Origin of the sequence: Actinomadura sp. 1N219, from assembly GCF_044326405.1 — a bacterium.
Classification (GTDB): domain Bacteria; phylum Actinomycetota; class Actinomycetes; order Streptosporangiales; family Streptosporangiaceae; genus Spirillospora.
In genome coordinates this window covers 1,283,630-1,304,950 of record NZ_JBIRAY010000001.1, presented here as the reverse complement: position 1 = coordinate 1,304,950, position 21,321 = coordinate 1,283,630, and the positions used below count along the sequence as shown (strand labels likewise).

At 73.0% G+C, this 21,321-nt stretch carries 18 protein-coding genes; 6 read left to right on the top strand and 12 right to left on the bottom strand.

From position 1 onward, the window contains the following. Positions 1–97: 97 nt before the first annotated feature. On the top strand, positions 98–3,388 hold the full coding sequence (gene lysX / locus ACH35V_RS05855) for a bifunctional lysylphosphatidylglycerol synthetase/lysine--tRNA ligase LysX (protein ID WP_395970478.1): 3,291 nt from the start codon (positions 98–100) through the stop codon (positions 3,386–3,388). A 28-nt stretch (positions 3,389–3,416) separates the two neighbouring features. Here the strand turns inward: lysX and ACH35V_RS05850 are convergent, their stop codons facing one another. After that, positions 3,417–3,944 (bottom strand): hypothetical protein, encoded by a 528-nt coding sequence (locus tag ACH35V_RS05850; protein WP_395970477.1) that lies wholly within the window; start codon positions 3,942–3,944, stop codon positions 3,417–3,419. 415 nt (positions 3,945–4,359) lie between these two features. On the opposite strand from ACH35V_RS05850, the gene ACH35V_RS05845 reads away from it, so the two are divergent. Beyond that, positions 4,360–5,091 (top strand): hypothetical protein, encoded by a 732-nt coding sequence (locus ACH35V_RS05845; RefSeq protein WP_395970476.1) that lies wholly within the window; start codon positions 4,360–4,362, stop codon positions 5,089–5,091. 462 nt (positions 5,092–5,553) lie between these two features. Here the strand turns inward: ACH35V_RS05845 and ACH35V_RS05840 are convergent, their stop codons facing one another. Further along, positions 5,554–6,645, bottom strand: a complete 1,092-nt coding sequence (locus ACH35V_RS05840; protein WP_395970475.1) for a winged helix DNA-binding domain-containing protein — start codon at positions 6,643–6,645, stop codon at positions 5,554–5,556. A 144-nt stretch (positions 6,646–6,789) separates the two neighbouring features. Here ACH35V_RS05840 and ACH35V_RS05835 point away from each other — a divergent pair, with 144 nt between their 5' ends. Next, positions 6,790–7,293: a CGNR zinc finger domain-containing protein gene (locus tag ACH35V_RS05835; RefSeq protein ID WP_395970474.1), complete on the top strand. Its 504-nt coding sequence runs from the start codon at positions 6,790–6,792 to the stop codon at positions 7,291–7,293. Positions 7,294–7,302: 9 nt separating this feature from the next. On the opposite strand, the gene ACH35V_RS05830 is transcribed toward ACH35V_RS05835, so the two are convergent. The 4 genes from ACH35V_RS05830 to ACH35V_RS05815 form a co-directional block, all read right to left on the bottom strand. Further along, positions 7,303–10,980 (bottom strand): hypothetical protein, encoded by a 3,678-nt coding sequence (locus tag ACH35V_RS05830; RefSeq protein ID WP_395970473.1) that lies wholly within the window; start codon positions 10,978–10,980, stop codon positions 7,303–7,305. Positions 10,981–11,059: 79 nt separating this feature from the next. After that, the gene (locus ACH35V_RS05825; RefSeq protein WP_395970472.1) at positions 11,060–11,326 is read right to left on the bottom strand and encodes a PspC domain-containing protein; all 267 of its coding nucleotides are present in this window, start codon (positions 11,324–11,326) and stop codon (positions 11,060–11,062) included. A gap of 99 nt (positions 11,327–11,425) precedes the next feature. Then, positions 11,426–12,115, bottom strand: coding sequence for an HAD family hydrolase (locus ACH35V_RS05820; protein WP_395970471.1), 690 nt, complete (start codon positions 12,113–12,115; stop codon positions 11,426–11,428). Further along, complete coding sequence (locus ACH35V_RS05815) at positions 12,112–12,762, bottom strand: MBL fold metallo-hydrolase (protein ID WP_395970470.1); 651 nt, start codon at positions 12,760–12,762, stop codon at positions 12,112–12,114. Before ACH35V_RS05815 ends, ACH35V_RS05820 begins: the two co-directional genes overlap by 4 nt. Positions 12,763–12,840: 78 nt before the next feature. Between ACH35V_RS05815 and ACH35V_RS05810 the strand changes: the two genes are divergently transcribed. Further along, entirely contained in the window at positions 12,841–13,041 is a 201-nt protein-coding gene (locus ACH35V_RS05810) for a hypothetical protein (protein WP_395970469.1), read from the top strand. 66 nt (positions 13,042–13,107) lie between these two features. Here ACH35V_RS05810 and ACH35V_RS05805 read toward each other — a convergent pair whose 3' ends face one another. The 3 genes from ACH35V_RS05805 to ACH35V_RS05795 all read right to left on the bottom strand — a co-directional run bounded on the left by ACH35V_RS05805 (position 13,108) and on the right by ACH35V_RS05795 (position 15,280). Beyond that, on the bottom strand, positions 13,108–13,407 hold the full coding sequence (locus ACH35V_RS05805; RefSeq protein WP_395970468.1) for a Fe-S cluster assembly protein HesB: 300 nt from the start codon (positions 13,405–13,407) through the stop codon (positions 13,108–13,110). Between the two features lie 104 nt (positions 13,408–13,511). After that, positions 13,512–14,471, bottom strand: coding sequence for an LLM class F420-dependent oxidoreductase (locus tag ACH35V_RS05800; protein ID WP_395970467.1), 960 nt, complete (start codon positions 14,469–14,471; stop codon positions 13,512–13,514). A 41-nt stretch (positions 14,472–14,512) separates the two neighbouring features. After that, positions 14,513–15,280, bottom strand: coding sequence for an SDR family oxidoreductase (locus ACH35V_RS05795; RefSeq protein WP_395970466.1), 768 nt, complete (start codon positions 15,278–15,280; stop codon positions 14,513–14,515). A 213-nt stretch (positions 15,281–15,493) separates the two neighbouring features. Between ACH35V_RS05795 and ACH35V_RS05790 the strand changes: the two genes are divergently transcribed. Both ACH35V_RS05790 and ACH35V_RS05785 read left to right on the top strand, forming a co-directional pair. Beyond that, a complete protein-coding gene (locus ACH35V_RS05790) occupies positions 15,494–15,943 on the top strand; it encodes a Zn-ribbon domain-containing OB-fold protein (RefSeq protein WP_395970465.1) in 450 nt (149 codons plus the stop codon). Continuing rightward, the gene (locus ACH35V_RS05785; RefSeq protein WP_395970464.1) at positions 15,940–17,130 is read left to right on the top strand and encodes a lipid-transfer protein; all 1,191 of its coding nucleotides are present in this window, start codon (positions 15,940–15,942) and stop codon (positions 17,128–17,130) included. The genes ACH35V_RS05790 and ACH35V_RS05785 overlap by 4 nt, the downstream gene beginning before the upstream one ends. A gap of 48 nt (positions 17,131–17,178) precedes the next feature. Here ACH35V_RS05785 and ACH35V_RS05780 read toward each other — a convergent pair whose 3' ends face one another. The 3 genes from ACH35V_RS05780 to ACH35V_RS05770 form a co-directional block, all read right to left on the bottom strand. Continuing rightward, positions 17,179–18,789 (bottom strand): serine/threonine-protein kinase, encoded by a 1,611-nt coding sequence (locus tag ACH35V_RS05780; protein WP_395970463.1) that lies wholly within the window; start codon positions 18,787–18,789, stop codon positions 17,179–17,181. A gap of 310 nt (positions 18,790–19,099) precedes the next feature. Next, a complete protein-coding gene (locus ACH35V_RS05775; RefSeq protein ID WP_207934127.1) occupies positions 19,100–19,570 on the bottom strand; it encodes a MarR family winged helix-turn-helix transcriptional regulator in 471 nt (156 codons plus the stop codon). Between the two features lie 129 nt (positions 19,571–19,699). After that, on the bottom strand, positions 19,700–21,292 hold the full coding sequence (locus tag ACH35V_RS05770) for an acyl-CoA synthetase (RefSeq protein WP_395970462.1): 1,593 nt from the start codon (positions 21,290–21,292) through the stop codon (positions 19,700–19,702). Positions 21,293–21,321: the final 29 nt, after the last annotated feature.

The window sequence follows — 21,321 nt, the reverse complement described above, 5'->3', positions numbered from 1 at the left end:
ACATCCCCCTACCCGTACGACGTCCGCCTCCACCCGGAGGTTTGCCCGCCAGAGGTCCGCCGCCCGGCGGGAACACACGCACCGGACCGTGCCCGGCGTGACACCCGTGACGGATAACCGGGGCGAGTGGGGGCGGTTGATCCAGGCCGCGCCGACGATCTTCTTCTGGTACACCCGTCTCTCCGGGATCCTGTCGCTGCTCGCGTGGGTCTCCTATGGTCTCATCCTTGAGATAGCGGATATCTGGGCCCTGCGCTGGATCGGGTACCTCGGCTGGTTCCCGAGCGTGCCGCTCGGGCTCCTCTGGATCCTGCTGTCGATGGGCGTCCGGCGGCGCAAGAAGGCCGCGTGGCGGATCCTGCTGCTGATCTTCTGCCTGCCGGCCGCGCTCGGCGTCACGGCCGTCCTGACGACGGCGCTGGACCCGGACCGGCCGACGCCCGCCGGGCTGATCGTCACCACCGCCATCTACCTCGCGGTCCTCGTCCTGCTGGTCGCCGCGCGCGGGCAGTTCACCACGCTGCCCGACCGCGCCGACCGCCGCCTCGCCGGTCTCGTCTTCACCAGCCTGCTGGTCGTGACCTGCGGGATCGGCACGTTCCTCGTCACGGTCACCGACCGCGACGGCAGCGGCGGCCTGTGGACGCATCCGCTCTACGCGATCTCCCAGACCGTCCTCGGGCCGCGCGTCACGGGCAAGCCGATCGACGTGAGCGTGCCGCTGTGGGTGGACGCCATCCTCTGGGTCCTCGGCACCGGGCTGCTGATCGCCACGTTCTGGGCGATGTTCAAACCGGGGCGCCGCGACCCCGTCCTGCGGCCGAAGGAGGAGCTCGCCGCCCGCAGGCTGCTCGCCGAGTACGGCGACCAGGACTCGCTCGGCTACTTCGCGCTGCGCCGCGACAAGGACGTCATGGTCGCGCCGAACGGTAAGGCGGCCATCGCCTACCGGGTCGAAGGTTCGGTCTCCCTGGCAAGCGGCGACCCGCTCGGCGACCCCGAGTCCTGGGACCAGGCGATCGAGGCGTGGCTGGACGAGTGCCGCGCGCACGCCTGGATCCCCGGCGCCGTCAGCGTCGGCGAGCGCGGCGCGCACGTCTACCGGCGGCACGGGTTCGACGCGCTGGAGCTCGGCGACGAGGCCGTGATCGACCTCACCCGCTTCAACCTGGACGGACGGGAGATGCGGCAGGTCCGGCAGGCCGTCCGGCGGGTCGAGCGGGCCGGGTACGGGGTGCGGATCAGGCGGCACTCGCAGATCCCCGGCTGGGAGATGGCGAAGCTGATCCGCAGCGCGGACGCGTGGCGCGGCGAGGAGACGGAGCGCGGCTTCTCGATGGCGCTCGGCCGCCTCGGCGACCCCACCGACGGGCGCTGCGTCATGGTCGAGGCGTTCGACGCCGACGGCGAGCTGCGCGGCCTGCTCAGCTTCGTCCCGTGGGGGCGCTCGGGCCTGTCGCTGGACCTGATGCGCCGCGACCGGGCCGCCGAGAACGGCCTCAACGAGTACATGGTCGCCAAGCTCGCCGAGAAGGCCGCGGCGGTCGGCGCGCAGCAGCTCTCGCTGAACTTCGCGATGCTGCGGTCGGCGTTCGCGCGCGGCTCGCAGATCGGCGCGGGTCCCGTCGCGCGGCTGTACTACCGGTGCCTGTCGTTCGCGTCGAAGTTCTGGCAGCTCGAATCGCTGTATTTGGCAAACTCCAAATACCTGCCGGAATGGCGGCCCCGCTACATCTGCTACACGCAGAGCCGCGACCTCGTCCGGCTGGGGCTCGCCTACGCCCGCGCCGAAGGGTTCCTGCCGAACCTGAACCGGCCGAAGCTCGACCGCGCCGCCGCGACCGGCCCGGCCACCGGGCTCGTCGACCGGATCAAGGAGATCGAGGACGCCGCCGACGCGGCCTGCGTGCCCCGGCGGCGGCTGTCCGAGCAGGAGCGGGTCAGGCACGCCAAGCTCGACCGGATCCGCGCCGCCGGGATGGACCCGTACCCGCTCGGCTGCGAGCGCACCGACGTCGCCGCCGACATCCGCGCCCGCTTCCCCGCGCTGCCCCCCGACACCGGCACCGGGACGCGCGTCGCGATCGCCGGACGTGTCGTCCTCGCCCGCGAGCACGGCCGGCTGATCTTCGTGACGCTGCGGGACGAGACCGCCGACCTCCAGGTCATGCTGACCGCCGACGCGCTCGGCGACGACTCGCTGCACCGGTGGAAGACGCTCATCGACCTCGGCGACCAGGTCGCCGTGGACGGCGAGGTCGTCACGTCCAGGCGCGGCGAGCTGTCGGTGCTCGCGTCGTCGTGGACGCTCGCCGCGAAATGCCTGCGCCCGCTGCCGAACAAGCGGACCGGCCTGTCCGACCCGGAGGCGCGCGTCCGGCAGCGGTACGTCGACTTCATCGTCAACGACGACGCCCGCCGCATGCTCCGGATGCGCGGGGACGCCGTCGCCGCCGTCCGCGACGCCCTGCGCGGCCGCGGGTACCTCGAAGTCGAGACGCCGATGCTGCAGCCCGTTCACGGCGGGGCCGCCGCCCGGCCGTTCAGCACCCGCATCAACGCCTACAACATGCGGCTCTACCTGCGGATCGCGCCCGAGCTGTACCTGAAGCGGCTGCTGGTCGGCGGCGTGGGCAGCGTGTTCGAGCTGAACCGCAACTTCCGCAACGAGGGCGTGTCGCAGAAGCACAATCCCGAGTTCACGATGCTGGAGGCGTACGAGCCGTACGGCGACTACGACACGATGGCCGCGCTGACCCGCTCCCTCGTCGTGGACGCGGCCCACGCCGCGCTCGGCACGGCGGTGGTCGTCCGGGACGGTGTCGAGTACGACCTCGCGGAGCCGTGGCGGGAGATCACCGTCTACGGGTCGGTGTCCGAGGCGGTGGGCGAGGAGATCACGCCGGACACGGAGGTGGGCGTCGTGCGGAAGCTCGCCGACCGGTTCGGGCTGAGCTTCGACCCGCGGTGGGGGCAGGGGAAGCTCGTCCAGGAGCTGTTCGAGGCGCTGGTCGAGGAGGAGCTGATGGCGCCGACGTTCGTCCGGGACTACCCGGCGGAGACGTCGCCGCTGACCCGCCCGCACCGCCGCGACCCGCGCCTCGCCGAGAAATGGGACCTCATCGTCTTCGGGCTCGAACTCGGCACCGCGTACTCGGAGCTGATCGACCCCGTCCTGCAGCGGCAGCGGCTCACCGAGCAGTCGTTGCAGGCCGCGGGCGGCGACCCCGAGGCGATGGAGCTGGACGAGGACTTCCTGCGCGCCCTCGAATACGCGATGCCCCCGGCGGGCGGCATGGGGATGGGCATCGACCGGCTGCTGATCACGCTGACCGGCCTCAGCATCCGCGAGACGATCCCGTTCCCGCTGGTCCGGCCAGGAGGTTAGAGGGTCAGCCGGCCGGGGGGTTAGAGGGTCAGAGGGTTCGCTCGGTGGGACGGTAGCCCTGCTCGGCGAGCCAGCGGCGGGCCGCGCCGCGCCGGGCGTCCTCTCCTTCGGGGAGGATGCCCGGCGGTATCGGCAGCCAGCGCGACTCGTCGTCCGCCAGCGTCTCGGCGTCGGGCAGCTCGTCGATGGCCAGGACGTCGCCGCGCTCCAGGTCGAGGACGTGGAGCCCGTCGTCCATGGCCGCCGCCACCGCGCCGAGATCGACGGGCAGCGGGAACAGCGTCATGCCGGATCCGTGGCCGCGGTGTTCGGCCAGCTCGGCGGCCAGCTCCGCGTCCCCCGGCCACCCGCGGTCGGCCAGCAGCGCGCGGCAGTCGTTGGCGAGGCACGCGCCCTGGGCCTGCCCTCGCGCGACGACCATCAGCGCCACGTCGCCCGCGTACTGGAGGACCGGTTCCAGCGGCCTGCCCTGCAGCAGTTCGAGCCCGGCGGCCCAGTCACCGCGATGCACGGCGGACCGCAATCGCGCCAGCGCCTCCACATCCCATTCGATCACATCGACATTTGTACAGACTTCTCGGGATGTGGGGAGGCGATTCAGCCGGGGTCGTCGAGTTCGTGACGTCCCGATCACGCTTGGACCGTCCAAAAAGGCCGTCGAGGCCGATCGTCCCGAAGTCTCCGGCGGGGCCCGCCCGCCGCGGGGACGGCCCGTACTCGGGCTTGGCTCCATGAGAACCAGGCATGTCCTGTGTTCGAACATGGCCACGACTTCTCGTCGTCCCGAATGACGTCGCGCCACACCTGAACCGGTTCCCGCGTCCCGCGCGCGATTATGCACGACGGCACCTGCAATTGCCCACCGATTTATTTCGAAGGTCCGCTGCCGTCGCCCGCCGGAAAATCGCTGGGGATTCTTTGCGGGATTCAGTACCGTTGGCGTTGTTCTGAACGGGGAAGGTGAAGAGACCGTGGCAAAGCTCAATCAGATCATCGCCATTGAGAAAGGCGTGAAGAGCCGTGCTCAGCGCGAGCTGGCCGACGTTCTGCGCGTGCTGCAGAAGCCGGCGCTGCTGTCGGGCATCTCGCGGGTCTACCGCCCCAAGGACGAGGAGGGCGAGACGCTCCCGCCGGAGTCCGCCAAGGTCCAGGTGAAGTCGGAGGACGCGCTGCGCGACGTCGCGGCGGCGCTGACCAGGCTGTTCGACGTCGTCGCGACCAAGGACTGGGCGAACCGCGAGGCCCGCGCCGACGTGATCGTCGACGGCCGGACGATCGTCGCGCAGGCGCCGGTCACGTACCTGCTGTTCCTGGAGAAGCAGCTCACCGAGCTGCTCTCGCTCATCGACAAGCTGCCCGTCCTGGACGCCGCCGAGGCGTGGAGCTACGACGAGAGCCAGGACGTGTGGCGCACCGATCCGGTCGAGACGTCCAGGACGAAGAAGGTGCCGCGGGCGCACGTCCTGTACGAGGCGACCGAGAAGCACCCCGCGCAGGTCGAGACGTTCACCGAGGACGTCATCGTCGGGACGTGGACGAAGGTGGCGTTCTCCGGGGCGCTGCCCGCGCGCCGGGTGAACGAGCTGCGCGACCGCGTCGACCGGCTGCAGGCCGCGGTGAAATACGCGCGCGAGGAGGCCAACGCGGCGGACGTCGACGACCGGCAGGTCGGCGAGGCCGTTTTCGCGTACCTGCTCGCCTGATGGAATTCCCGGGCCTTTCTCATCCGGCGGACGACCGGCCGGATGGGAAAGGCCCGCCCAAGACTCCCCCGCTGGAGCGCGGGGGTCGCGTCCGCAAGGGCGCGAAAGCTGAGGACGAGGCTCATTCTCAGAGCGGTGACACTGGCGGTTCGAATCCGCCCCCGGGCACTCGCGCCCGGGTGGCCCAAGTCTGGTAGAGGCGCCGCGTCAAACTAAGGCTATCGCTCCAAAATCAGTATTCGCCGTTCACTCGCCGGCGGAGAAGGCCGATCTTTCCCGAGGTTGGCAGTTCGAATCTGTCCCGCGGCTCTCGTGCCGCGGTAGCTCAATGGGAGAGCGCGGGCAAGAAGACTGATCGTCCTTCTGATCATCGCGGTGAGCGCATACAGCGGCACACGGGCCCCGGGGCTGGGTAGCTCCCCGGGGCCCATCGCCGTTCCATCCGCGGGCGGCTGCTGGAAATCAGCCCGACCAGGATGTGATGCGGACGTCATGGTCGGCGTCCGGGGCGGCGAACTCCAGGAAGCGGGCGGCCTCGTCCTCGACGGCCCGCTCGTCCGGGAGGGGTGCGAAGCGTTCGACGGTCAGGGTGGCGTTGCCGGACTTTCGGTCGTTCCTGAGCGTCCACAGGCCGTGGACGCGGCCGTCGACCAGGATCGTGGGCTTGATCACGGCGCCCACGCAGACGATCCCGCGCTGCTCGTCGGTCATCAGCCGGGTGCGGTCGGCGTAGGCGAGGACGAGGTTGTCGAAGCCCGGCAGGAGGCGGACGGGCGCGGGCCCGTCGTCGGGAATCCGCAGGTCGGGCAGGTCGAAGAGGTCCACGCCGTGCTCGTCCTTGTAGACGCGGAGTTCGGGCCTGAGTTCCGCGAAGGCGGCGTCCATGCCGCGCAGGCCGGACCACATCTGGAAGTCCTTGACGGACGCGGGCCCGAACGCGGCCAGGTAGCGGCGGATCAGGGGGGCGGGGCCGATCTCGTACAGGGGCTTGCCGATCCACTCCTCCGCCAGGGCGAACGGGGTGGCGCCGCCGACGTTCCAGGTTCCGCTGGGCGGCGGGTGGACGACGGACAGCACCGCCTGGGCCGACCATCCGAGAGCCTGCACGTCCCGGTCGGGCCACAGCTCGGCGAGGGCGCGGGCGAGCTGGGGACGGGTCAGGACCTGGCCGTCCAGGAGCTTGCGGGCTTCGGCGGCGAGCTCGTCCAGGTCCCAGTCCTTGGAGACGCGGCCGAACGCGGCCTGCCGTCCCCGGGTGAGGCATTCCTGGACGAGCGGGCGCAGCCACCGGTAGTCCTCGGCGAGGGCCATGTGCTGCGTGCCGCGGAGGATCGACCCGCGCACGACGGAGCGGTCGTTCATGAGGTCGGTGAGTTCCTGCTGCTGGAAGCGGGCCAGCCTCGTCCACAGGCAGTAGTACGGGACGTTGTTCTCCTGCGCCTGGAGCGCGACGAGCAGGGCGACCGCGTCCCGGACGGGCATGTCAGAGCGTTTCAGGAGGAGCTGCCGGTCGAGGGCTGCCCGGTTCAGCGTCCGTCGGTCCAGTACCCGCATCGTTGACCCCGCCTCCGAGAGGAACGAACCATTCCGCTCCACCATATCAGAACGGAATGATCTATTCCACGGCCGCGCCGCAGGCTGCGTAGGTAGTATTCAGATTCATGCTCCCTACCGGCGGAGGAAGGGGTCGGCGATCCCATGCGATACGTCGCCTACATCGGCAACCTGACGCGGCTGGCCGTCGAGCTGGCCAACGGCGATGAGCCGAGCGACCTGCGCCGGGAGTTCCTCCGCCAGCATCACGTGTCCGACCCCGGCGCCGATGAACTGGAGACACTCCTGCCGCCGCTGCGCGAGGCGGTCGCGGCCGTGGCGGACGGCGGCCCCACCGTCCCGGTCAACCTGCTCCTCGACCGCTATCCGCCGGAGATGTACGTCAGCGAGCACGACGGCGACGGCCCGCACCTGCACTTCGCCCGCGACGGCGAGGAACCCGTCCCGTGGTTCGGCCGGAGCTGCGCCGCCGCTCTGGCCCACGTCCTCAGCGGGGACCCGGACGTGACCGTCGGCCGCTGCCGCGCCGACCGCTGCCCTCGCTTCTTCGTGGACGACTCCCGCAACCGCAGCCGCCGGTTCTGCTCCAACACCTGCGCCAGCCGGACGACGGTCGCCGCCCACCGCGCCCGCCGCGCGACCAGCTGACGCAGGCGGTCAGTCCTGGCTGGACTGCTGTTCCCGGTACGCGCCCACCGCGTAGCGGAGTCGGGCGCCGACCAGGAGGGCCTCGTCTTCAGGGCAGCCGAGCAGGCGGGTGACCAGCTCGACGATCTGGTCGTCGGACAGGTCCGGCTCGCGCTGGGCGATGCGCCCGACGATCTCGACCAGCTCGGGACGCTTGTAGCTCGCGATCGAACGTCCGCGCTTGACCTGGGCCGACGCGTCCGCCGAGTCGTCGCGCGGCGGCGGTGGGCCGACATCCGGGGCCTGCTGATCGGGGGCCTGCTGCTCGGCTGCCGCACGCGGCGCCGCGGCCTCCCGCTCCCCCGCGTCCGGGACGCGCGGGCGGCGGCCCGGGGCGTCCAGGCGGCGGGGCGGCAGGGTGGGCGCGAGCGGTGGCTCCGGCGGTGGCTCCGGCGGTGGCGCGCTGCGCGGCGCGTCCAAGCGGCGGGGCGGCAGGTGGGGGGCCGGTGACGGCGAGGCCGGCTCCGGCGGGGGGAGGCGGGGGCGCGGGGCGCGCGTGGCGCGGGGGGCGGCGTCCAGCCGGCGGGGCGGCGCGGTCGGGGGCGGGGAAGCCTTGGCGGGCGCGGGGGGCGGCGGGGCCGGAGGCGCCGGGGCGGCGGCCGGACGCTCCGGGGCGGCGGCGGGCCGTTCGGGAGGAGGGGCGGGGCGTTCGGCGGGCGCGGGGGGTTCCGGAGGCGCGGCTGGTTCGGTGGTCAGGGCTGTGAAGAGGGCCGCCGTGGGGGTGATCGCGCCGTGGAGGTGCTGCGGGAGGAGGGTGGACGGGGGCGGGCCTTCGAGGGGCGGGAGTGCTGGTCCCGGCGGGCCCACGAGGATGATCCGGGGGGCCAGCCAGAGGAGGAAGAGGGCCTCGGCGCCGGCCTCGTGCTCGCCGTCCACTATGGCGACGTCGAACGAGCCGGGCGCGGGCGGAAGGGCCTCCGGGATGCGCCACAGCGGCAGGATCCAGGCCGGGACGACCTCGGACGGCATCGCCGGGGCGGACGGAAGGCTCCTCCGCACGGCCGTCCAGGCGTGGGCGGAGGTCAGTTCGGCGCGGACGGCGCGCAGCCGCTCCTCGGCCTCGGCGAGCGCCGCGCGGAGCCGGTCCTCCGCCGGGACGGTCTGCTCGGCGAGGCGGCGCGAGGCGGCGCGGGCCCAGGCCCAGGCCTCGTCCCAGCGGCGGGTGCGGGCGTGCCATTCCTCGTCGCCGTCGGTGGCGATCATGAGGTTGGCGAGGTCGGGGTGGACGGCCCTGACCCGGGCGATGAGCTCCTCGCAGCGGATCTGCAGGGCGCGCTCGTGCCGGGCCTCGGCGAGGGCGCCGAGCGCGCGGCCGTAGGCGGCGGCGTCGCGGGCCCCGACGGCGGTGAGGGCGGCGCGGAGTTCGGGCGGGTCGCCCTTCTCGACGGGGCCGATCGAGTCGCGCAGGGCGTCCAGGTCGGCGGCGGCGCGGTTGACGCCGAGGCCCTCCAGCGCGTTGCGGAGGGCGGCGACGTAGCCGTGCCACTGGAGGGGATGGGCGAGCGGGACGGTGACGCCCGCGCGTTCGAGGAGGGCCTTGGTCTCGTCCACGGCGGGCATGGCGTCCCGGACGCGGGCGAGGCGCGCGTGGGCGCGGACGAAGCGGGTGACGCGCTCGGCGGGCGGCAGGTCGGCGGGGAAGGAGATCCCGGCGGCCTCCCACACGTACTGCAGCTCGCGGCAGGTGATCCGCACCATGAGGTCGGTGTGGACGAGGTCGAGCAGCTCGGGCGTGGTGGGCGCGGCGCCGTCCACCCGCGCGGCGGCGAGCAGGGGCTCGGCCTGACGCTGCGCGGCGGAGCGGAGCGGCCCGCGCTTGAGGGCGCCGCCGCCGGCCAGGTAGGCGCGCAGGTCGTGCGCGGACGCGGCGAGGCCGCGCAGGTCGGCGTCGGCGGGCAGGTCGATGCGGTGCCCGTACAGGTCCCCGAGGGCGCGTTCGGCCCACTGGGCGCGGGCCGTCATCTCCGCGACCCGGGACCAGATGAGCGGGCGGCGGCCCGCGAGGGCGTCGCCGAACGCGCCGACGGCCAGGTCGGCGGGGTTCCAGCCGCCGGGATGGCCGTCCAGGCCGAGGTCGCGGAGCGCGGCGCCGACGACGGACGCGTTGCCGTCCAGGCGGGCGAGGAGGGTGACATCGGTGTCCCGCAACCGCCGGGACAGGTCGGTCTTGGAGCGTTCTGCCCGCTCGGCCGCGGCGGACTCGGCCTCGATCAGCGTCCGGACGTAGGCGGCGCTGGGCAGCGCGCCGGGGTCGACGTCCCGCTGCGCCGTGCGGGCCTTGCGCTCGGGGGTCTCCTCCGCGAGCAGGACGACGAGTTCGGCGGCCTCGGAGCGGGAGATCGGCGGGCCGGACGGCATGTCCGGGAGGAGCGGCATCCAGGCGAGGTCCGGGGCCTCGTCGCGGAGCCGGTCGTCGGGACGGCCCTCGCCGGACTCCTCGGCGACGCCGTCGCGGAGTTGGTCGCGGAGCCCGGCGACCTGGGCGGACGCGGCCCTCTCCTCGGTGGCGAGCGCGTCCAGGTCGGGGACGTCGCGGGTGAGGATCGCGTCCGCGACCCGTCCGGCCGTCGTCGGGTCGGTGACCGTGAGGTCGGCGAGGCCGGGCGGGAGGGCGGCGCGGAGCGCGGCCGACGCGGCGGCGCCGGACGTGGCGACGACGACGCGGTGGCCGCGGGCGAGCAGGCCGGTGAGCAGGTCGGGGACGGTGTCCGGCGCGCGTTCCGGCACGTGCATGACGTGCGGCCGCTTCGCCGGGGACGCCAGCCGCGCGAGCCCGTCCGGGACGCCGCGGGGCAGGAGTTCGAGCAGCTTGGAGTGGTAGTCGGCGACGGCCGTGCGGCCCGGCGGGCGGACGACCAGCGCCGGAGCGAGCCGCACCCGCGGAACCGCCGACGCGCCGCCCCCGCCGGCGCCCGCGCCGGGGCTTGCGTCCGGGGCCGCGTTCGGCGTCCAGTCCTCGCGGTACTCGGCGGGCCCGGAGATCGCGACCGAGCACCATTTGCGCAGGACGTCCCCGACGGAGCCGGACAGCCCGAAGCCCTGCCCGCCCTGCACGGCGTCCGACACCCAGTCGGCGGGCCGGTAGCCGGGGTGGCCGGACAGCAGTTCCCGGTCGCGCAGCGTCGTGTGCCCGGCGAGGACGACGTCGATCCGCTCCGTGCGGTCGTCCACGACGATCCGGACGGGCGTGTTCAGCAGATGGTCGTGGACGGCCGGACGCCAGGTCAGCAGCCCCGTGCCGAGCACCGCCTCCTGCCCGGCCAGCTCGCGCAGGGTCCGGTACCAGTTGCGGAGCGCGAGCCAGCCGTCGAACTCGTCCAGCACCACCGGCGGCGTCAGCGGGATGACCGGCACGCTGAACAGGACGTCGCCGGGCCCCGCGTCCGTCTCCACGTAGACGTCGCCGGGCAGCTCGCACAGCCAGTGGACCTGGTCGTGGCCCGTCACGTCCCGCGCGGGACGGCGGCGTGCCCGTGCCAGGTCGCGCAGGTAGCGCAGCAGGCGGGCCGCGTGCTCGGCCTCGCGCGCGGCCTCGCCGCCTTCCGGCGCCGGCCCGCTCGCGCCGGACGGCGGTCGCGGGGGCGTGCGCGGGGCCGTCCCCCCTCCGGGGAACGGGCCGGGACCCGGGCGGCCGTCCTCACCAGGCACCGCGGCTCCTCCCTCCCACGGGAACGGTGGTGCCACGATCTAACACCTCCGGGCGGGCCCGGCCAAGCGCTATCGGTGATCAGTGAGTGCGGGCCAGGTAGCGGTCCTCGTTCGGCATCATCACCCAGAGGACGAGGTAGACCACGAACTGCGGCCCCGGCAGCAGGCACGACAGCAGGAACAGCACCCGGACGGTCGTGGGCGACATCCCGAACCGCCGCCCGAGCCCGGCGCAGACACCGGCGATGATCCGGCCGTGGCGTGGACGATAAAGGCCGTTCATGAGTTCTTCTCTCCCCGATTCGTCGAGCTGTGAACGGAACGCGGTCGCGGTTCTCGCGGCCACGTTCTCCACGCTACGAACCGGACGGCCAACACCACATCGCCCGTTCGTCCTGTTCCACGCCATACTGCGGAATTAGGGGACGTCCCCTAGGGGTCGCTCTCAGGCCGCGTTGTGGTCGGCGACGAGCTTCGGGAGGGCGGCCAGGTCGTCCAGGACGAACAGGCAGTCGCGCAGCACGCCGTCGTCCTGCTGGATGTGTCCCCAGGGGCCGCGCCTCAGGAAGGCGGCCTGCATCCCGAACGCGATCGCGGGCCGGACGTCGTTGTCGACGCGGTCCCCGACGTAGAGGACGCGGTCGGGCAGCACGTCCGCGATCTGCGCGCAGCGCTCGAAGAATTCGTGCGACGGCTTCTGGATCCCCCACACGTCGGAGATCCCGACGACGTCGGCGTCCAGCCCGAGCGCGGCCATCTGCTCGGCGGCCTCCACCGGCTGGTTGCCCGCGATCCCGACGTAGAGGCCCTGGCCGCGGAGGCCGGACAGGCAGGCCCGCGCGTCCGGGTACAGGTCGTCGGGCCCGAACCCGTTGGGGACGCCGGCCTCCACGCGGCGGCGCTGCTCCTCGTCCAGGTCGAAGCCGGGCCGGAAGTACTCGAACAGGTCCCTGTGGCTGCCGCCCGTCGCGAGCAGCGCGCCCAGCTTGGCGAGGAACGTGTGCCGCGGCACGCCCAGCCAGTCGGCCCAGCGCCCGTAGATCTCGCCCTCGTTGATCAGCGTCTCGCCGATGTCGAGGAAGACCGCCTGGACGGGCCGGGGCCCCGGTTCGGGGGGACGGGGGCCTCGGTTCACGTGGCGGCCAGGTCTACCGAGGCGCCGGGGGCGAGGCGGGTGAACTCCCTGCCGAGTTCCTCGCCGGCCTTGGTGACGTGGTTCTGCATCACCGCGAGCCCGATGTCGTTCAGCAGCCCGTCGTGGATGACGAACGCGCGCTCCGGCCGGACCTCCCGCGTGTACGAGTACAGCTCGGGGATCTTCAGCCAGGGCGCGTTGCCGGGCAGGCACAGCGTCCGGACGGGCTCGGACGGGACCGTCAGCGCGTCCCCCGGGTGGAAGACCTCCCCGTCGACGAGGAACCCGGTGTTCGGGATCGGCGGGACGTCCGGGTGCAGGATCTCGTGGTCCTCGCCGTAGACGTGGACGTCGAAGCCCGCGATCGCGACGGCGTCGCCGTGCCCGACCTGGTGGACGCGTCCGCCCAGGTCGGCGAGATTCTCGGCGACGACGCGGGACGTCCAGACCTGGAGTCCCGGGCGCTCGGCCATCGCGGCGCGCAGCGCGTCGGGGTCGAAGTGGTCGGGGTGCTCGTGGGTGATGAGGACCGCGTCGGCGGCGGCGAGCGCGCCGGACGCGTCGCTGAACGAGCCGGGGTCGATGACGATCGTCCGGTCGTCCTTCGTGAGCTGGACGCAGGCGTGGCCGAGTTTCGTGAGACGCATTGGGCGATTTTTTCACGCGGGACGTCCGGCCCCGTTGACCGGGCTGACCGCCGCGCCGGATCTGCGAGACTGGCGAGCGTGACGACCCCGCCTTCGCCCGACCCCTCGGACGCGGAACGGCCGTCCCGGGAGGAACTCGACCGGCAGGCGCGCGACCGCCGCCGAAGCTGGCGCGACCAGCCGCGCGGCCTGGGCTGCGCGGTCGTCGCCGCCTTCATGGTCCTCACCACGGTCGCGTTCGTGCTCGCGATCGTGATCGTCGTCGCGGCGGCCCGCTGAGCCCGGACAGGATGTGCTGAAGCCGGGGCGCCGATGGGTTCGGCGCCCCGGCTCCAGAAGCTCGGTTCAGGCCGGGGTGCCCTCGGACCCCTCCGCGATGGTGAACGCGACGTCGCCCTGCGGGTCGACCTGGGCGTCGAGGGTCTTGTCGTCCAGCATCTCGGCGACGGTGGGCTCCAGGTACACCTTGGCGCCCTCCTCCTCGACGACCTGGTCGCCTTCCTCCGGGGCGGGCGCGACCGAGAGCCGCAGAGCGTCCGAGCCGTCGAGCCCGGACTCGATGCGGATGCCGGTCTCCGGCGGAAGCTCCGGGTTCGCGGTCACGGTACGTATGACCTGGACGGCACCGCTGGTCAGCGTGAGCACGATCAGCTCCTCACGTCTTCTTTCTCTTGGATCGGATCTGCCCCACCCTCCCCGATCCTCATGGCGGTAAACATCGGGAGCACCAGGCGTTTCAGCGCGACGCGTCAGTCCGCGGACGGGGCGAGGGCGCGCACCGCCTCGGCCGGGGACAGGCCGCCGCCGGGCAGGATCGCCAGGACGGGCGTGGTGAGGCCGCTGCCGATGTACTCGCGGACGCGCGCCCGGCACTCGGCCGGGGTGCCGTGCACGATCAGGTCGTCGACGACCTCGTCCGGGATGACCTCCAGCGCCTTCTGGCGGTCGCCGGCCGCCCACGCCTCGTTCATCGGGCGCAGCGCCTCGCCGCGTCCGAGCCACTCGTGGTAGGCCCGGTAGACGGGGACGGTCATGTACGCGGCGATCATCCAGCGGCCGATCGCGCGGGCCTCCTCCGCGTCCCCGGACGGGCAGACGAACAGCCGCGCCAGCAACTCGGGCTCGTCGCCGAGGACGCCGCGGACCGTCCGGACGTCCTTCGGCGCCAGCCAGTTGGTGATCGCGCCGTCCGCCTCGCGGGCGGCGAGCCGCAGCATGCCGGGGCGCAGCGCGGCCAGGACGATCGGCGGCGGCACGGCCGGGGGCAGCTCCAGCTTGAAGCCCTTGACGGTGAAGGTGTCGTACTCCTCCTTGACCTTCTCCCCTGCGAGGGCCTTGCGGAGGAAGCGCAGCATGTCGCGGGCGCGCTTGTACGGCTCGTCGAACGGGATGCCGTTCCAGCGCTCCACGATCGTGTCGGACGAGGTGCCGATGCCGAGCACGAACCGTCCGGGCGCGAGGTCGGCGAGGGTCGCGGCGTGCTGCGCCAGCAGGGCCGGGCCGCGGGTGTAGACCGGCACGATCGCGGGGCCGAGCCGCAGCTCGGGACCCCACTGCGAGGCGAGCGCCAGCGGGGTGAACGCGTCGGTGCCGCCCACCTCGGCCGTCCAGGCGTCGGTGTAGCCGAGTGCCGGCAGCTCGGCGATGAGCTCGCGGTGCTCGGCCAGCGGGAGCCCGTTGAGCGGAATGGTCAGTCCCCAGCGTGACATGCGTCCCCCTGTGTCAGGCGATCTGTCTCAGGCGATCTTTCTCAGGCGATGGATGAGCGGATGGTGGAACCGCCGTCCACGACGAGCGTCTGCCCGGTCATCCAGGATGACGCGTCGCCGGCGAGGAAGACGGCCGCGCTGGCGATGTCCTCGGGCTCGCCGATGCGGCCGAGCGGCGTGTGCCTGCCGATCTCCTCCTCGTTGTTCTCCCACAGTGCGCGGGCGAGGTGGGTCTTGACCAGCCCCGGCGCGATGCAGTTGACGCGGACCTTCGGCGCCAGCTCCATCGCGAACTGCCTGCTGAGGTGGATGACGGCGGCCTTGGTCGCGTTGTAGTAGCCGATCCCGAGCTCGGTGACCAGGCCGCCGACGGACGCGATGTTGACGATGGCGCCGCCGCGCTCCGCCATCGACGCGCGCAGGGCGAGCCCCGTCCACTGGACGACCGCGAACTGGTTGACCTCGACGGTCTTCGCGGCGGCCGACGGCTCGATGTCGGCCATCGGCCCGAAGTAGGGGTTCGTCCCGGCGTTGTTGACGAGGACGTCGAGGCCGCCGAACTCGGCGACGGCTGCGTCCACGCAGGCGGCGGCCGCGTCCGCGTCGCCCACGTGCGCGGCCTTCGCGAGGACGCGCGCGCCCGGATGCGCGGCGGTGATCTCCTTGGCGGCCTCGTCCAGCGCCTCCTGCCGGCGCGAGGAGAGGACGACGCTCGCGCCCTCGGCGGCGAGGGCGGTCGCGATCGCCTTGCCGATCCCCCGGGAGGCCCCGGTGACCAGGGCCGTCTTCCCCTGAAGTCCAGTCCGCATCCGCACTCTCCCTACCTCTGGGCACGCTGGGCAGAATCCGACTCGGTTCACTCTAGCGAAGTGACTGACGCGTCAGTTATCTGCCTGCTGGCGCTGGCCGTCAGCCCGTCCCGGCCGTCCCGGCCGTCCCGGCCGTCCCGCTCACCGGGCATCCGCCGTTCCGCGCGGCCGCGCCGGGGTTAGCCTGCGCCGGGACGAGACGAGGGAGGCAGCGTGAGCGCGACCAAGGAGCGTCGGCCGGCGATCGAGGGCTGGTTCACCACCGGGGACGGCGGCGTCCGGCTGCTGGGCACCCGCTGCGCGTCCTGCGGCACGCCGTACTTCCCGCGCAACGAGCTGGCCTGCCGCAACCCCCGCTGCACCGGCCCGAAGGACGGCTCCGAGCTGGAGCCCTACGCCCTCTCCCCGCGCGGGCGGATCTGGTCGTACGCCGACGCCCGCTACCCGCCGCCGCCGCCGTACGTGTCGCCCGACCCGTTCGTCCCGTACGCAGTCGCGGCCGTCGAGCTCGAAGCCGAGCGCATGGTCGTCCTCGGGCAGGTCGCGCCCGGCTGCACGGTCGAGGACCTCGCCGTCGGCATGGAGGTCGAGCTGACCGAGGGCACCCTCTACGAGGACGACGAAGCCGAGTACACCGTCTGGATGTGGAGGCCCGTCCGATGAGCCGCGACGTCGCCGTGCTGGGTGCCGGGATGCATCCGTGGGGGAAGTGGGGGCGCAACTTCGTCGAGTACGGGCTGGTCGCGGCGCGGGCCGCGCTCGCCGACGCCGGGATCGCGTGGCCGGACGTCCAGTACGTGGCGGGCGCCGACACCATCCGGAACGGCTATCCGGGGTTCATCGCGGGGGCGACGTTCGCGCAGGCGCTCGGCTGGTCGGGCGCGCGGGTGTCGTCCAGCTACGCGGCGTGCGCGTCCGGCGCGCAGGCCATCGACACGGCGCGGGCGCGGATCCTCGCGGGGCTGTGCGACGTGGCGCTGGTCGTCGGCGCCGACGCCGCGCCGAAGGGCTTCTTCAAGCCGGTCGGCGGCGACCGTCCGGACGACCCCGACTGGCTGCGGTTCCGGCTGCTGGGCGCCACCAACCCGATCTACTTCGCGCTGTACGCGCGCCGCCGGATGGCCGTGCACGGCGCGACGCTGGACGACTTCGCCGCCGTGAAGGTGAAGAACGCGCGGCACGGGCTCGCGAACCCGAACGCCCGATACCGCAAGGAGGTCACGCTGGAGGACGTCCGCGAGTCCGCCGTGGTCGCGGACCCGCTGCGGCTGCTGGACATCTGCGCCACCAGCGACGGCGGCGCCGCGCTCGTCCTGACGTCGATGGACTTCGCGCGGCGGCACGGCGTCTCCGATCCGGTGCGCGTCTCGGGGCTGTCGACGGTGACGCCGACGTTCCCGAAGACCGTCCTGGACCTGCCCGACTTCGCGACGGACTCGGCCATGGCGGCGCCGGAGCCGTCGCGTCCGTTCCGGTCCGCGCTCGCGGACGCCGCCTACGAGGAGGCCGGGATCGGGCCGGACGACCTGTCGCTCGCCGAGGTGTACGACCTGTCCACCGCCCTGGAACTCGACTGGTACGAGGACATCGGCCTGTGCGAGCCCGGCGGCGCCGAGGAGCTGCTGCGCTCGGGGGCCACCGCACTCGGCGGCCGTGTCCCGGTGAATCCGAGCGGCGGGCTCGCGTCCTTCGGGGAGGCGATCCCGGCGCAGGCGATCGCGCAGATCTGCGAGCTGACGTGGCAGCTGCGCGGGCAGGCGGACGGCCGCCAGGTCGAGGACGCCCGCACGGGCATCGCCGTGAACCAGGGCCTGTTCGGGCACGGCTCGGCGGTCATCGCCGTCCGGTGACGGGCCGTCCGCTGACCGGCCGTCCGGTGACGGGCCGTCCGGTGGCTACTACTTGGCCGTGAAGCCGTCGCAGCCGAGATAGTAGGCGTCGCCGTTGGGGTGGACGCGCAGCCACACGATCGTCCACACGCCCGGCCGCAGCCCCGTGGCCGCGCCCGCGCCCGAGCCGTCCCACCGGAAGTCCCTCGGGAAGGTGAGGTCGAGGTAGCCGTCACCGGCCGGATACGGGTGCGGCTTGCTCTGGACCCATCCGGGACCGGCGCTGCCGTGCGGCCCCGGCCCGCGGACCTGGGCGGCCACATAGAAGTTGGACGGCCGCTGGTACTTGAAGCGCATCCCGAACTCGACGGAGTCCCCCACGTGCGGCTCACGAGGCGCGGAAGACTGAAGGTCGCCGGCGTACTGCTCTTCGGCCTTCTCGACGCGGACGCTGGGCAGGCAGACGCTGTCCTTCGGCGAATACTCCGTGGCCTGGAAATCCGCGGTCGGCAGCTTGACGAGGATCTTGTCCGGCGGGGGGCCGTTGGGGTTGGGCGTCTGCCCGGCGGCCTTCGTCGCGGAACCGCCGTTCGCGCCCTGACCGCCCTGCGTCCGCTTCGCCTGGTTCCCACCCTTGTCGCCGTTGAAGACGGAGCGCGCGGCGAACGCGCCGCCGAGGACGATCACGACAACCCCGGCGACCGCCGCGACGACGGCGGCGCGCGAGCGCAGGGGCGTGGCGCCGCCCGTGACGGTCGTCCGGGTGCGGTCCGGCTGGACGAGGCCGGACGCGGCGGCGTCCGCGACGCTGGCGGGCACCGGCCGCGGGACGCCCACGATCCGCCGGTAGTCGGGGTCGTCGGCGAGGGCGACGCCGTTGACCGGCAGGGACGCGGCGATCTCCAGCAGCCGCTCCAGCGAGACCCGGGCGCCGGGCTCCTTCGCCGCGCACAGCCGGACGAGTTCGGCGACGCGCGGGTCGGCGCCGTCGAGGTCGACGTCGCCGTCGAGGGTGCGGTGGATGATCGCCTCGATGCGGCCGCCGCCGAACGGCGGGCGTCCCGTCGCGGCGTAGGCGACGGTGCCGGCGAGCGAGAACACGTCCGACGCGGGCACGGGCTCCTGCTCGCGGACGACCTCGGGCGCCACGTAACCGGGGGTGCCGTTCCACGCGCCCGTCTGGGTGATCTGCGTCTGGCCCTCGCCGCGCGCGATGCCGAAGTCGATCAGGCGCGGGCCGTCCGGGGCGAGGATCACGTTGCCGGGCTTGAGGTCGCGGTGCTGGACGCCCTGCCGGTGGATCTCCAGCAGCCCCTGGGCGAGGGCGGCGAGCAGCCGCAGGCAGGTGTCGGGCGGCAGCGGGCCGTGCTCGGCGACGGCCTGGCGGAGCGTCGGGCCCGGGACGTACTCGGTCGCGAGCCAGTAGGGCGGGGCGTCCAGCCCGGCGCCGACCATCGCGGCGGCGAACCGGCTGCGCACCCGCTCGACGGTCGAGACCTCGCGGCGGAAGCGGGCGAGCGCCTGCGGGCCTTCGAAGTCCTCGCGGATCACCTTGAGGGCGATGTGGCGTCCGCCGCCGGTGAGTCCCAGATACACCTGGCCCATGCCGCCGGCGCCGATGCGAGCGATCAGGGGGTACCCGCCGATTCCGGCCGGGTCCTCGGGGCGCAGCGGTTCCACTGTCAGAAGTTGTCCTCTCGTGCCTCGCGCATGGCGGGCATGTTCTCATTTCCGGCGGCCGGGCGGCCACTCGAAGCGACCGGACGGGACGATGTCCGAAATGTTGCGATGTGACCGAAGTCACCGTCCGGAATCCGTGTGACCTGCGGCGTAGCGGTCACGTCTCAGGTGTCGCCCCTTGCGGCGGCACGAGTTCCGGGAACGGCCGCCGCGGCCGGGGGGACCGCCGCGGCTGTTCCCGGACCACACCACGCCGCACCAGGCCGCACCGGGCCGGGCCCGCGAACGGCCCGCCGGGCCCGCGAACGTCCTACGGGAGTTTTCTGATCTCCTCGATGACGCGGGGCATGGCCTCGTTGTTGTGGTGGATCCAGTCGAGCAGGACGGCGACCTGCTCGTCGGTGTAGGTGTCGAGGCGGTCGCGGAAGGCGCGGCCGATCGGCTCGAAGTAGCGGCCGAACCGGGCGACGTTCTCCTCGACGAGCTCGACGATCACGCGGCGGCGGTCGTCGGGGTCGCGGGTGCGCCGAACGTAGCCCGCCTTCTCCAGCCGGTCGATCACGGCGGTGATGGCGCCGCCGGTCGTGATGCCCATGAGCTGCGCGAGCTGGCCCGGCGTCTGCGGTCCGTCCAGCTCCAGCGCGTTCACGCACTGGGCGTCGGTGACGTTCATGCCCGCCTTGCTCGCGGTGGCGTGGTGCAGCAGCACCGTGAACATCGTGCTGCGCTGCATCGCCATCTGCAGCTCGCCCGCCATCCGTTCGCGCTCCGGGGTCGACACGGCCCACTCTCCCCTAACTACTCGCATATAGAGAGGCTCATTTCAAGAGCGACTCTCCAGGGGAGAGCCTAGTGGCCGGGTCCGGACGGGACCAGCCGGGGTCGCCGCCGCGCGTGGCGAACCCCGTGATCAGCCGCCCGCGGCCGCCGCCCCCTCCGCCACCTGCTTCGCCCAGCGGTAGTCGGCCTTGCCCGCCGGGGAGCGCTTCATCTCGTCCACGAAGGCGTAGACGCGCGGCACCTTGTAACCGGACAGTTCGCGTCGGCAGTGCGCGTCCAGGTCGTCGGAGGCCGGTCGCCCACCCCCGCCGGACGGCTGGATCACCGCCGCGACGCGGTTCCCCCAGCGCTCGTCCGGAATGCCGGTGACGACCGCGTCGTACACGGCCGGATGCCCCTTGAGGACGGCCTCGACCTCCTCCGGGAACACCTTCTCCCCACCGGTGTTGATGGCCTGCGAGCCGCGCCCGTACACGGCGATCGACCCGTCCTCCTCCACGGTCGCGATGTCGCCGGTGAGCAGCCAGCGCCGCCCGTCCACCTCCGGGAACGTCCGCGCGGTCTTCTCCGGGTCGTTGTAGTAGCCGAGCGCGATGTGCCCGGTGCGCGCCACCTGCCCGATGACCCCCGACCCCGGCCGGACGGGCCGGAACGCGTCGTCCAGGACGGTCACGTCCGCCACGTCGGGCGCGAACCGCAGCCCCTTCTCCGGGGTCGAGCCCGCGACCGCCTCGGCCGTCGAGCCCGACTCCGTCGACCCGAACCTGTCCATGATGATCGTGTTCGGGAGGAGGTCCTGGACGCGGTCCCGGACGGTCCCGGTGAAGATCGCGCCCGTCGAGACGAAGGCCAGCAGCGAGGAGGTGTCGTAGCCGCCGCGGGCCAGCTCGTCCGCCATCGGGACCGCCATCGCGTCGCCGGTGATCGTCAGCGAGTTGACCTTCTCGCGGGCGATCGTCCGCCACACGTCGGCGGCGTCGAACCTGCGCGTGTAGACGAGCGTCGCGCCCATGAACCAGGAGATCCACGAGGCGACCTGCGCGGCGCCGTGCATGAGCGGCGGGACGGGCATCATCACCAGCGGCCCGCCGTTCCGCGCCATCTCGACGACGTCCTCGGGCTTCGCCGGGCGCGGGAGGGTCGGGTTCCAGAACGCGAACAGCAGGTGCCCGGTCGTCCACATGACGCCCTTCGGCATCCCGGTCGTCCCGCCCGTGTAGATGATGTAGAGGTCGTCGGCGGAGCGGGCCGGGAAGCCGGTGCGGGTCCCGTCCGCCGCCTTCAGCGCCTCGTCGTAGGCGACCGCGCCCGGGATGGACGGGGCGGCGCCGCCGACCGCGATGAGGTGCCTCAGCTTCGGCGCCTCCGGGGCGGTGGCGGCGACCCGGTCCTCGAACTCGACGTCGTAGAGCAGCGCCACGCTGTCGGAGTCGCGGTAGACGTAGAGCAGCTCGCTCTCGACGTACCGGTAGTTGACGTTGATGGGCACGGCCCGGATCTTCATGGTGGCGAGCAGCGCCGCCGCGTACTCGATCCCGTTGTACAACTGGACGGCGACGTGCTGGCCTGGGCCGATGCCCGCGTCCATCAGATGGTGCGCGAGGCGGTTCGCGTGCTCGTCCAGCTCCGCGTAGGTGAGCCGCCGGTCGCCGCAGATCAGGGCGACGCGCTCACCGATCGCGTCCGCGACTCCCTCGAACAGGTCAGCGTGGTTGTACTCCATCGGACGTCCTCCGGAGGGTGATCGCGCCT